General features: G+C 63.4%; 13 protein-coding genes. 10 read left to right on the forward strand and 3 right to left on the reverse strand.

Annotation, left to right across the window (positions count from 1 at the left end; all coding sequences use genetic code 11):
* Window position 1: 1 nt before the first annotated feature.
* The 3 genes from EWV37_RS02325 to proC all read left to right on the forward strand — a co-directional run bounded on the left by EWV37_RS02325 (window position 2) and on the right by proC (window position 2,833).
* Window positions 2–979 carry a Ppx/GppA family phosphatase gene (locus EWV37_RS02325; protein WP_095796459.1) on the forward strand — a complete coding sequence of 326 codons (978 nt, stop codon included), beginning with the start codon at window positions 2–4 and terminating at the stop codon, window positions 977–979.
* Window positions 979–1,785 carry a sugar phosphate isomerase/epimerase family protein gene (locus EWV37_RS02330; protein WP_129699612.1) on the forward strand — a complete coding sequence of 269 codons (807 nt, stop codon included), beginning with the start codon at window positions 979–981 and terminating at the stop codon, window positions 1,783–1,785. Before EWV37_RS02325 ends, EWV37_RS02330 begins: the two co-directional genes overlap by 1 nt.
* A gap of 208 nt (window positions 1,786–1,993) precedes the next feature.
* Entirely contained in the window at window positions 1,994–2,833 is an 840-nt protein-coding gene (gene proC, locus EWV37_RS02335; protein WP_129699613.1) for a pyrroline-5-carboxylate reductase, read from the forward strand.
* 6 nt (window positions 2,834–2,839) lie between these two features.
* Here proC and EWV37_RS02340 read toward each other — a convergent pair whose 3' ends face one another.
* The 3 genes from EWV37_RS02340 to EWV37_RS02350 all read right to left on the reverse strand — a co-directional run bounded on the left by EWV37_RS02340 (window position 2,840) and on the right by EWV37_RS02350 (window position 5,819).
* Entirely contained in the window at window positions 2,840–3,640 is an 801-nt protein-coding gene (locus tag EWV37_RS02340; RefSeq protein ID WP_129699614.1) for an alpha/beta fold hydrolase, read from the reverse strand.
* Between the two features lie 69 nt (window positions 3,641–3,709).
* Window positions 3,710–4,378 (reverse strand): potassium channel family protein, encoded by a 669-nt coding sequence (locus EWV37_RS02345; RefSeq protein WP_095796463.1) that lies wholly within the window; start codon window positions 4,376–4,378, stop codon window positions 3,710–3,712.
* The gene (locus EWV37_RS02350; RefSeq protein ID WP_129699615.1) at window positions 4,371–5,819 is read right to left on the reverse strand and encodes a TrkH family potassium uptake protein; all 1,449 of its coding nucleotides are present in this window, start codon (window positions 5,817–5,819) and stop codon (window positions 4,371–4,373) included. The genes EWV37_RS02345 and EWV37_RS02350 overlap by 8 nt, the downstream gene beginning before the upstream one ends.
* Window positions 5,820–5,955: 136 nt before the next feature.
* Between EWV37_RS02350 and EWV37_RS02355 the strand changes: the two genes are divergently transcribed.
* From EWV37_RS02355 to EWV37_RS02385, 7 genes are all read left to right on the forward strand, one after another.
* Window positions 5,956–7,167 (forward strand): acetoin utilization protein AcuC, encoded by a 1,212-nt coding sequence (locus tag EWV37_RS02355; protein ID WP_238663011.1) that lies wholly within the window; start codon window positions 5,956–5,958, stop codon window positions 7,165–7,167.
* Window positions 7,168–7,211: 44 nt separating this feature from the next.
* On the forward strand, window positions 7,212–8,156 hold the full coding sequence (locus tag EWV37_RS02360; protein ID WP_095796465.1) for an ArsR/SmtB family transcription factor: 945 nt from the start codon (window positions 7,212–7,214) through the stop codon (window positions 8,154–8,156).
* 42 nt (window positions 8,157–8,198) lie between these two features.
* Window positions 8,199–9,539: an NADP-specific glutamate dehydrogenase gene (gene gdhA, locus EWV37_RS02365; protein WP_095796466.1), complete on the forward strand. Its 1,341-nt coding sequence runs from the start codon at window positions 8,199–8,201 to the stop codon at window positions 9,537–9,539.
* 87 nt (window positions 9,540–9,626) lie between these two features.
* Entirely contained in the window at window positions 9,627–10,412 is a 786-nt protein-coding gene (locus tag EWV37_RS02370; protein ID WP_095796648.1) for a FadR/GntR family transcriptional regulator, read from the forward strand.
* Between the two features lie 153 nt (window positions 10,413–10,565).
* Window positions 10,566–10,664 carry a 30S ribosomal protein bS22 gene (locus EWV37_RS02375; RefSeq protein ID WP_005504750.1) on the forward strand — a complete coding sequence of 33 codons (99 nt, stop codon included), beginning with the start codon at window positions 10,566–10,568 and terminating at the stop codon, window positions 10,662–10,664.
* A gap of 65 nt (window positions 10,665–10,729) precedes the next feature.
* Entirely contained in the window at window positions 10,730–11,029 is a 300-nt protein-coding gene (locus EWV37_RS02380; protein ID WP_095796467.1) for a glutaredoxin family protein, read from the forward strand.
* A gap of 152 nt (window positions 11,030–11,181) precedes the next feature.
* A complete protein-coding gene (locus tag EWV37_RS02385; protein ID WP_095796468.1) occupies window positions 11,182–11,853 on the forward strand; it encodes a histidine phosphatase family protein in 672 nt (223 codons plus the stop codon).
* Window positions 11,854–11,879 lie beyond the last annotated feature (26 nt).

An 11,879-nucleotide genomic window follows, 5' to 3' on the forward strand; every position in this document is an offset into this window, starting at 1 on the left:
CATGCGGCTCTCAGTCCTGGACGTCGGATCCAACACGGTCCACCTGCTCCTGTTGGACGTCTACCCCGGTTCCAAACCGGAACCGTACGCCTCCCACAAGATGGCGTTGCGGCTCGTGGAACACCAGGACGAGCAGGGCCGGATCACCGATCACGGACGAGACCTGCTGACCTCGTTCGTGGTCGAGGCCCGGGATTTCGCGGTCGAGCACGACGCCGAGGACCTCCTGGCGTTCGCGACCTCCGCAATCCGCGAGGCCACCAACGGCGCAGACGTCCTGGACCACGTGCAGTCTCGCTCAGGGGTCACGCTCACCGAGATCTCCGGGGACCAGGAATCGGCCATCACCTTTTACGCGGTGCGCCGTTGGTTCGGGTGGGGCGCCGGTCGCATCATGGACTTCGATATTGGCGGCGGTTCCTTCGAAATGGCGGTGGGCACCAACGCACTGCCCACCGTGGCCACCTCGGTTCCGTTGGGCGCCGGGCGCATGTACCGCACGTTCTTGGGCGGGAGCGACGTCGCGTCCCCGGCTGACGTGAAAAAGTTGCGCAGGCACGTGCGCACCACGTTGAAGCCCGCTGTGGAGAAGATCGAGAAGGGCGGTCGGCCGGATCTGGCCGTGGGAACGTCCAAGACGTTCAGGTCACTCGCGCGCATTTGCGGCGCGGCGCCATCGGCCCAGGGGCCCTACGTTCCACGCATCATGCATGCCGAGGATCTGCGGTTGTGGACCCGGCGCATGGAGGCGATGACCGTGTCCGAACGCGCCGAGCTGCCGGGTGTTTCCGAACATCGCGCGGCCCAAGTGCTCGCGGGCGCTATCGTGGCCGAAACTGCGATGGATATGCTGGACATCGGAACCCTGCGCATCTCGCCGTGGGCGTTGCGCGAAGGGCTCATTCTGCGCCGACTGGACCGGTTGACCACCGGGGCAGCGATCCACACCGTCAACCCCAAGAATTTGGTGGCCAAGTGATGTCCCAAACCGAGGGTCCGTACCGACCGCACGTGGCACTGTCCACCAGTTCGCTCTACCCCAAGGGCGTACCCGAGACGTTCGATGCCGCTCGACGCCTGGGCTACGACAGCGTGGAAGTGCTCGTCACCCATGAGCGCATGAGCCAGCTGACCCACCAACTCCTGAACCACATTCAGGAGTATCAGGTGCCCATTTCCACCATCCATGCGCCCACGCTGTTGTTCACCCAGCAAGTCTGGGGCAAGGCCTGGACCAAGATCCAGATGGCCGCCAAGCTCACGGAACAGGTGGGTGCCGAAGTCGTGGTAGTGCACCCGCCCTTCCGCTGGCAGACCAAGTACGCGCGCAATTTCGTGCAGGGTGTGCGTGAGGTGTCCCGGATGACCGGTATCGAAATTTCTGTCGAGAACATGTACCCGTGGCGGGTGGCTGGTCGCAAGGCCGTGGTGTACTCACCCCACTACAGCCCTTTGGGTCAGGACTACGACTGGGTCACGTGGGACTTCTCCCACGCCGCCACCGCGCACATGGACTCCCTGGCTGCGGTGAAGGAACTGGGCTCCCGCCTGGGCCACGTGCACCTCACGGACGGCTCCGGGAAGACCATGGCGGATGAACACATGTTGCCGGGGCACGGTGTCCAGCCGGTGGCGGAAACGCTGGAATACCTGCGCGATACCCGCTGGCAGGGCGTAGTGGGCGTGGAGGTTTCTACTCGGAAATCCAAAGATGCCGACGAGCGGGACGCCTGGTTGTCCGAATCCTTGGCGTTCGCTCGTCGGCACATGGAGGAAACGGGCTAGGGGACCGTTCCCTGTTATTCACTCGCACCAATTGAGGTGTGATCAGCATAAGAACCCAGGTGGGGAACGAGCAGGGTAGAGCCTGAAGAACAACTGGCAGTTCTTTTCCGCCGGGGGCCCGCCACGCGAGGGTCGAGCGTTTTCATTGCTTCTGCGGGCGCGATACGGTCGAGAGAAGCCCAGATTCGCTATCGAAAGGAGCTTTCGCATGAGCGAGCTCGTCCTGTCTTTCCTCGGTTCGGGATCCATGAACGGATCTATCCTGCGCGGCGTCCTCGCCGGCGGCACGCCCGCCGGGCGCGTCCGCGCGACCACCAAGTCCGCTTCGTCTGCGGAGAAGCTGCGCGAGGACACCGGCGTCACCGTGCTCTCCGGCGAGGAGAACGAGAAGGCCAACCTCGAAGCCGTCAAGGGTGCAGACGTGGTGCTGCTGGGCGTGAAGCCCTACGCCATTCTGGATCTCGCTCGTGAGATCGCGCCGGCGCTGGAGCCCAAGACCGTGGTCGCTTCCGTGGCCGCGGGCATCACCCTCGAAGCCCTAGAAAAGGCACTCCCCGAAGGCCAGCCGGTGGTGCGCACCATGCCCAACACGCCCTCGAGTGTGGGCCGCGGCGTCATCTCCGTGACCCCCGGAACTCACACCACCAAGGAACAGTTGGAAGCCGTCAAGGAGGTGCTGTCCTCTGTGGCCACCGTGGTCGAGGTCGAGGAGCACCTGGTCCGCGCGGTCACCGGTGTCTCCGGTTCCGGCCCGGCCTACGTCTTCTACCTGGCCGAGGCCATGCAGCAGGCGGGCGAGAAGCTCGGGCTCCCCAGCGACGTCGCGCGCGTCCTGGCCAAGGAAACCGTCGCGGGCGCGGGTGTCCTGCTCAGCCCCGACGACGCCGATCCCGCCGCCCTGCGCAAGGCCGTCACCAGCCCCGGCGGTACCACGGAGAAGGCCATCAACACCTTTGACGACCAGGGTCTGCGCGACGTTATCGCCGCCGGTGCCACGGCTTCGGCCGAGCGCGGGGACGAGATGGAACAGGAATACTGCGGCGACTGATTCTTATCAGTCCGCGGACCGGGCACGATGGATCGGGAAGTACGTGACCGGCTCCGCACCCGCCAGGAAATTGCGAATGATGTCCGTGACCACCTGGGGCTTCTCGAACATCAGCATGTGGGAGGTTCCCGGGACCACGGCGAGTTCGCCACTCCGGAGGGACCTGTAGAGGGCGAGCTGGCTTTCCAAGGTGACCAGATCGTCGTCGGCGCTCATGATCAGCACCCGCCCCGGGTACGTGGCCAGCGCGTCCGCGGGCGCGACGTCCCGGGCCGCAAGATCGGAGACCTTGCGCACGAGGACCGGGAAGTGCTCCGGCCCGTCGGGCGAGAGTTGGGCGTAACGGTCCACGATCACGGCGGGGTAACCGGCATCCGGAGAGTCTCCGGAGGGTGGTTGAGGTCGGATGATCCAGTCCTCCGCACCGAGCGCGGAACTGATCACGGTCAAGGACCGCACCAGATCGGGGTGCTCAAGGGCCAGGCTCGTGGCCACCATCCCGCCCGCGCTGTAGCCGATCACGTGCGCCGGGCCACCCCCAAGCGACTCAATGACCGCGGCAGCGTCGGCGGCCATCTCGGTGAGGGTGAAATCCCCTGTATCGGCGGTGCGCCCGAATCCCCGGCGGTCGTAGCCGACCACACGAAACGTGTCCGCGAGACCGAAAAGTGTCGGTTCGAATTCGTCGACGTCGCTCATGCCGCCGTGGAGGAGGAGGACGGGATCGCCTTCTCCTCGGTCCTCCACCCACAGACTGGCGTCTCGAATGTTGCGGTATTCACCCATGGTGATCAGTCCCTTGCCCATCGAGCGGCGTCGGATCCGGCGCCGGAGTTCCAGCTTAGATTTATCGTGGCTGGCCGACCTAGACCCGTGCTAGGGACGCGCGGCGAAACGTTCGATGAGGTCCACGTGCCCGGAGACGATCAACAGGTCTCGTGAGGTCACCATGGTTTCCGGGCGGGCGTAGGTGAAATCCTCGCCCGGTGACTTCACGCCCACCACGGTCACGCCGTACTTGGAGCGCACGTCGGATTCACCCAGTGTGAAGCCCTGGGTCTCGCGGGGCGGGTACATCTTGACGATTGCGAAATCATCGTCGAATTCGATGTAGTCCAACAACCGCCCGGATACCAGGTGCGCGGTCCGGCGGCCGGCGTCCGCCTCGGGGAAGATCACGTGGTGGGCACCGATGCGCGCCAGGATCTTGCCATGGGCGGGGGAGATGGCCTTGGCCCAAATCCGGTCAATCCCCAGGTCCACCAGGTTGGCCGTGATCAGAACGGAGGACTCGATCGAGGTACCGACGCCCACGACCGCAGCGGTGAAGTCGGTGGCTCCAACCTGACGGAGAGCGTCGATGTCGGTGGCTTCGGCTTCGACCACGTGGGTGAGCTGACCGGACATCTTCTGGACCAGAGCGGCGTCGCGCTCGACTCCCAGAACCTCGTTGCCCTGACGGACCAGCTGCATGGCGGTGGCGGACCCGAAACGGCCCAGACCGATCACCAGGACCGGCGCGGAATGGGAGGAGTTCTTAGCCAATGATGGGCCTTTCTTCCGGGTAGGAATACAACCTACGCCGTGATCGCAACGCGAGTGCCGTGGCCACCGTGTTGGTGCCGATACGGCCGATGAGCATGATGATCGCCAGAACGTATTTTCCCGCGTCTGTGGCGTCCGCGGAAACTCCCACGCTGAGACCGCACGTGGCGTACGCGGAGATGACCTCGAACAGCACATGGTCCAGGGGACGGCCGGTGAGGCCGACCAGAATTGCGGAGCCCGTGAGCACCACCGTGGCTCCCATCATGATCACGGAAATGGCGATGCGCAGCACCGAATCCGGGATGGTGCGGAAGAACGCGATCACGGACTTGTCGCCGCGGGCCTCGGCCAGGATCGCCAGGAAGACCACGGCCAGGGTAGTGACCTTGATGCCACCGGCGGTCGATGCCGAACCGCCGCCCACGAACATCAGGGCGTCCGTGAGCAGCAGGGTGACCGGGGACGTATCGGTCATGTCCACCAGGTTGAAACCGCCCGAGCGCATCATGACGGAGGCGAAGAAGCCGTGGAAAATACGTTCACTGACCGGTTTCTCGCCGATCGTGGCCTGGTTGTCCCACTCGAAGCTTGAAAACAGCAGCCACCCGATCACCAGCAGGACACCCGTGGTCAACAGCGTCAACTTGGCGTTGAGGTTCCAGCGGGTGAAGCGGAACCCCGCCTCTCGCAGCACCAGGATCACGGGAAAACCCAGCGAACCGATGAACACGCCGATGCAGATGGGGAACAGGATCAGCCAGGAATCCAGCCCGGTGTGATCGTAGGGCACCAGGCCGTCACTGTGGGGGGTGAACCCCGCGTTGTTGAAGCTCGAGATCCCGTAGAAGACCCCGTGCCACAGGGCGGTATGAATCGGTTCCCCGGACACCAGGAAGCCCAGTGTCAGCACCACGGTCAATGCGGCCTCAATGGAAATGGAGGTCACCACGATGATCCGCAGCAGCGAACCCACCTCACCCAGGCGACCGATGTTGAGGGCCTCCTGGGTGATCAATTTGGACTTCAGGCCCAGTTTCCGGCCGATCGCCAGCGCCAGGAGCGAGGTCATGGTGAGGGTTCCCAAACCGCCGATCTGAATGGCCACGAGGATGATCACCTGACCGAACAGGGACCACTGGTCGGCCGTGGACACCGTGGTCAACCCGGTCACGGTCACGGCAGAGGTCGCGGTGAACACGGCGTCGGCCACGCTTGTTTGTTTCCCGGGTGCCGCGGACATGGGTAACCAGAGCAGAGCGGCAAAGGCCAGGTCCACGATGACGAACACGATGACGGCCAGACGTGCCGGGGAGGAGTTGGCGATACCGTCCACGAAATCGCGCACGCCGCGTGCCACGCGCGTGACGAACGGATCCCTGGTGACTGCGGGGTGCTCCGGGTGGTCGGGGACCGGATCGGCTTCTTCCAGCTCGCTCACCGCACCTCCTCCAACGACACAACTGACGAATCCATAGTGGCTGCACGCGGTGGCAGTCAGGACATTATTGCCCTAATTTCTCCGTCACAGTGCAATACGCGGCCCGGCGGGGCGTGGTCAATGATCTAATGGGAGTGTGAGCCCTGCAACAAACGGTAAAGGCGCCGTGTACCCCACCAGTGTTTATTGGGATCCCCAGTTGCTCAAGTACAACTTTGGGGATTACCACCCCATGCGCCCGTCCCGGCTGGACGCGACCATTCGGCTCGTACAGCAGCTGGGCCTTGACACCGCGGAAAACGTCCGCGTGGAGGTCCCGGAGGTTCCTGACGACCAAGTGTTGCAGCTGGCTCACAGTGCGGAGTACGTGAAATCGGTGCACGCGGTGTCGGAGGACCCCAGCATCGAAATCCCCGAGTGCGGTTTGGGTACCGAGGACACTCCCGGGTACGAGGGCATCCACGAATCCAGCGCCCGTCTGGTGGGCGGCTCCTACCAAGGCGCCGTGGACATTCTGGACGGTAAGGCCGTGCACGCCGTCAACTTCGGCGGCGGCATGCACCACGCGGCCCGAGATAAGGCCAGCGGTTTCTGTGTGTACAACGATTGTGCCGTGGCCATTCAGCACCTCCTGGACAACGGTGTGCAGCGCGTGGTTTACATCGACGTGGACGGCCACCACGGTGACGGCACGCAATCCATTTTCTTCGACGACCCGCGCGTGATGACCATCTCGCTCCACGAGACCGGCCTGTCCCTGTTTCCGGGAACGGGCTTCGCCAACGAGATCGGCGAGGGTCAGTGCGCCGGCACCTCGGTCAACGTGGCCATGCCCACGCGAGCGGACGATTCCCAGTGGTTGCGCGCCTACGACGCCGTGGTGCCGCCTCTCGTACGCGAGTTCCGTCCCGAAGTGATCGTGTCCCAGCACGGCTGCGACTCCCATTTCCAGGACGAACTGACCCACTTGCGGGTCAGCATCGACGGGCAGCGTCAGATCGCGTTGGCCGTCTCCGAACTTGCGGACGAGGTCTGTGAAGGTCGCTGGATCGCGACCGGCGGTGGCGGTTACGACTGCCACGACGCCGTTCCGCGTTCGTGGGCGCACCTCGTAGGAATCGCCAGCGGTCACCCCGTGGCGGTCACGACACCCGTTCCGCAGGAGTGGCGGACCTACATGAATGACAAGTACGGCGGGCACGCACCCGAAATGATGGGTGACAACGTGGACCTTTGGTGGCGGTCGTGGGAGATCGGCTTCGACCCCAATGACGAGACCGACCGGTCCATCATGGCCACCCGCAAGGAAGTCTTCCCCCAATGGGGCTTGGACCCCTGGTACGACTGAGCCTGATTGGGGCCTGATCAGGATTCACGTTTAGGGTGATTCCTATGGCCAATGATTCATATTCAGCTCTCTCAGACCCCACCCGTCGACGGATCCTGTCCGCCCTGCGCAACGGCTCACGTCCGGTCGGAGAGTTGGTCGAAGAGTTGGAGGTCTCCCAACCCACGGTGTCCAAACACCTCAAGGTGCTGCGCGACACGGGTCTGGTGGCAACACGGGCTGAGGGCCAGAAGCGCTTCTACAGCGTGGAGTCGCAACCCCTGAGAGACGTATCGGCGTGGATCGAGGAACTGCTGACCGCGGCCGTCGAGTCTGCGACGACTGCCGAAGTCGAAGCCGAAGACGCGCCTGGGAGGGCCGACGCGGTGGAAACCGCGGAATCGTCAACGACGGAAGCGGCGGAGGCGGCGGAGACGCCACCGGTCGAGGAAGCGTCCGAGGTGGTTGAGGTCGATCGGGACATTGCGGAGGATGCCCCGGAGATCACCGAGAACGACGAACCGGTCACCGCGCCCTTGCACGCGGAGGAGCCTCGGAACCTTCCGTGGTTCACCTCTGCCCAGGCCGTGGAGGAGCATGAGCAGGATCGAGTGGAAGCCGAGGTCACCGAAATCTCCGAGCCAATGGAATCCGAACCCGGGATTGCAGAACCACCCGCATTTGATGTGATTTCGGACGAAGAATCCGAAATCGGTCACGAAAATCTGCAAGAACTCCTGGAGGACTCCGAGGTATCAAACATTTCGACCCTGCCGGATGCTGTTGCCTTGGACACAGAGGTCGAGGTCACAGGCACTAGTGTGGGGGCTAACACCGACGTTACTTCCGCTGAGTCCAGCGCGGATTCTGACGAGTTCGCTGATCCGAACTCCACGAAACCCGAGTTCGGGATTCCCCCTGCTCGCAGCGGAGGCGCACACCGACGCCAAAGTGGTCTGCTGTCCACTCTGACCGGGTTCCGGCGGCGCGGGCGCAGCTCGCGACGCTGATCGAGCGGTGAGCACCTACAACCGAGAGACGGCAGGAGACCCATGCACGAGAATTTGATTCCGGTTAGGCAGGCAGTCATTGCTCGCAACCCCGGCGAGTCCGAGTTCCATCAGGCAGTGGACGAAGTTTTCGAGTCGTTGGGCCCCGTGGTGGCACGCCACCCCGAGCTGCTCGAGTCGGCCATTCTGGAGCGCATCTGCGAGCCCGAGCGCCAGATCATTTTCCGTGTGCCCTGGACCGACGACAACGGCCGCGTGCACATCAACCGCGGTTTCCGTGTGGAGTTCAATTCCGCGCTCGGCCCCTACAAGGGTGGCCTGCGTTTCCATCCCTCGGTCTACCTGGGCATCGTCAAGTTCCTGGGTTTCGAGCAGATCTTCAAGAACTCCCTGACTGGCATGCCCATCGGTGGCGGTAAGGGCGGCTCGGACTTCGACCCTTCCGGTCGCTCGGACGCGGAGATCATGCGTTTCTGCCAGTCCTTCATGACTGAGCTCTACCGCCACATCGGTGAATACACGGATGTGCCCGCCGGCGACATCGGCGTGGGTGGCCGCGAGATCGGTTACCTGTTCGGTCAGTACAAGCGGATCACCAACCGCTACGAATCCGGTGTGCTCACCGGTAAGGGCCTGGCCTGGGGCGGTTCGCTCGTGCGCACCGAGGCCACCGGCTACGGCACCGTGATGTTCGCCGAGGAAATGCTCAAGACCCGCGGCCAGGACATGGACGGGCGCGAAATGCTCGTGTCCGGTTCGGGCAACGTGGCGATTTACGCGATCGAGCGCGCACAGTCACTGGGAGCCAAGGTGTTGACCGCCTCCGACTCGAGCGGTTACGTAGTGGATCCCGACGGTATTGACCTTGACCTGCTCAAGCAGGTCAAGGAAGTGGAACGCGCTCGCATCAGCCAGTACGCCGAGCGCAAGGGCGGCCGCGCACGCTTCATCTCGGACGGCTCCGTGTGGGACGTACCGGGTTCTGTCGCTCTGCCGTGTGCGACCCAGAACGAGCTCAACGGCCGCCAGGCCAAGAAGCTTCTCGCTAACGGCGTGGAGGTCGTGGCCGAGGGCGCCAACATGCCCACCACCGCGGAAGCGGTCCGAATCTTCCGGGACGCGGATGTTCTGTTCGCCCCCGGTAAGGCGGCGAACGCAGGCGGCGTGGCCACGTCCGCACTGGAAATGCAGCAGAATGCTTCCCGCGACTCGTGGACTTTCGACTACACCCAGCAGCGTTTGCAAGAAATCATGCGCGGTATTCACCACCGCTGTGCTGAAACCGCGGATGAATACGGCATGCCCGGCAATTATGTGGCCGGTGCGAATATTGCTGGATTCATCAAGGTGGCACGGGCAATGTCAGCCCAGGGTCTGATCTGATTTCCCAGTCGTACGCAGTAAGCTCGTGAGTCGAAGCATCTGCTGAGGTTGGCACGTGCTCGACTGACGATTTTTAGGCTGGTGACCATGGCAACTCATCGTGAGGTTCTGCAATGGCTCGAGAACGAGCTGTTTGACGGCAACCTTGTGCTGGGTCAGCAATTGCCCACTGACAAAGACCTCGCTGCAATCTTCAGGGTCTCGCGTAACTCCATGCGGGAGACCCTGAAGGTGCTTGAGTCCCAGGGAATCATCAAACTGTTCGACGGACCGCACCGGTCCATCCTGCCCATCCTGGTCCGTGAACCGGCCGCCTCCGCAGGCCCCGCCTTGCAGCTGCACATGGCTACTTCTGAGTATCCGTTGCGGGATATTGTTCAGGCCCGTACGGAATTGGAATCCTGGGCCCTGGAGAATGCCTCGGAAAAGCACGTTCCGCTCGCGGAACTGCACGCCATCATGGCGGAAATGGACCGCGACGATCTGGGATTGAAGCGGTTCCACAATTTATACGTAAGCTTTCATATTGCACTGGTGAAGTCCTCCGGCAATACGGCCATCGCGGCGTTGTTCACGGCACTGCGCGATTCCGTGTACGAATACACCATGGCTCTCGTGGGTCATGTGCCGTTATGGACCACCACCTCCAGCAGGATCCGCGCCGAACACCGAGCGATCTGTAGTGCCCTGGAAGCCGGCGACTTCCAGATGGCCTCTCGTCTGACCGTGGAACACATCACCTATCAGTACCAGGAGGCCGGAGTTGATCCCGATCGCGGCCGCAACGGTGAGGCTGAGGACCACGGTGATGCGGCGGCGTCGGCGGAGCGTGCCCCGGTTGGCTTGAAGGGTCGTAGACAGGCCAGCGCCTGACCCCTCATTTTCAGGGATTAGCCCCACAGGCGGTAAGGTGGATCAATAGTTTGCCGTTCATCGGATTTTGCCGCCTGGTTTGACCGGCGGCGGGGTCGTGTTCACGCGCGACCCGTACAAACAGCCAACGTCTACAACAATGCGAGGGATCCTATGGGTTCAGTCATTAAGAAGCGCCGCAAGCGTATGTCCAAGAAGAAGCACCGCAAGCTGCTTCGTAAGACTCGTCACCAGCGTCGCAACAAGAAGTAAGCGACTTCGCGGTAGGCCTCGTTCCACACGGAACGGGGCCTTTTCCGTACCCGTAGCATGGGCTCATGAGCCCGCCGCAGAATGTCAAGAAACCGTTGTTGTCCGCCGGAAACTGGGCAAACCAACCACCGGCTCACCGGGTGACATTGCTCACCAAGGACGGTTGTCACTTGTGCGAGGATGCCCGCGCGGTGGTTACCGCGGCGTGCCGAGACACGGGGAGTGAGTTCACGGAAGTGGACATCACCACCGATTCGGCGCTGCTGCGTGACTACGCGAATTACATCCCGGTCGTGTTCGTGGACGGCGCTCCGTGGGATCAGCTGCGCATCGACGAGCAGCGACTGCGCAACATGCTGGGTTGAAGGGCCAGCCCAGGCCGAGCCGATTCGGTCGATGAAGTGCGGGGGAGCGGGGGCGGAGAGCCGGGTCAGCGGCAATGAAACTGTGCGGCTCGGGTAGTTCCCTAGGAGCCCCCTGAATTGGGCGGGAGCCGGGCTTTTGAGAGACTGTAACCATGCCTTCTGCGACCGTTCATTTGCTGCGCCATGGCCAGGTTCACAACCCTGACGCCATCGTCTACGGACGCATGCCGGATTACCACCTGTCCGAGCTCGGCGCGCGCATGGCGGAAGCGGCCGCCGCCGATTTCAGGGAGCGGGTGAATCAGGGTGACCGCTACGTCCTGCTGGCCTCGTCGCCGCTCACCAGAGCCCGCGAAACCGCAGAACCCGTAGCGCGCGAGCTGGGGTTGGACGTGGTCACCGAGGAGCGCATCATCGAACCCCGCAATCACTTCCAGGGATTGCACGTGGACGAGAAGGTGTTGTCGAATCCCAGGCACTGGCCGTTCATGCTCAATCCGCTACGCCCCTCGTGGGGTGAGCCGTATCGGGGGCAGGTCGCCCGCATGGCGGAGGCCACGCGCGATCTCGCCCGCCGCGCGGTCGAGATCGGCGGCGACGGCGCTCAGGCCATTGCCGTATCGCATCAGTTGCCCATCTGGCTGACACGCTTGTCGGTCGAGGGCCGCCCGCTGCCCCACGATCCCCGACGTCGCCAGTGCAACCTGGCGTCCATCACGTCCCTGACCTTCGACGACGTGAACGAACCGGCCGTTCCGCGGGTCAGTTACCGGGAGCCCGCGGCGCGCTACTACACAGGCGTCAACCAGCTTCCCGGCTCATAATTGCTCCCGAATCCACCCCATACCGT

Source organism: Kocuria carniphila, assembly GCF_004136555.1.
Lineage (GTDB): Bacteria > Actinomycetota > Actinomycetes > Actinomycetales > Micrococcaceae > Kocuria > Kocuria carniphila.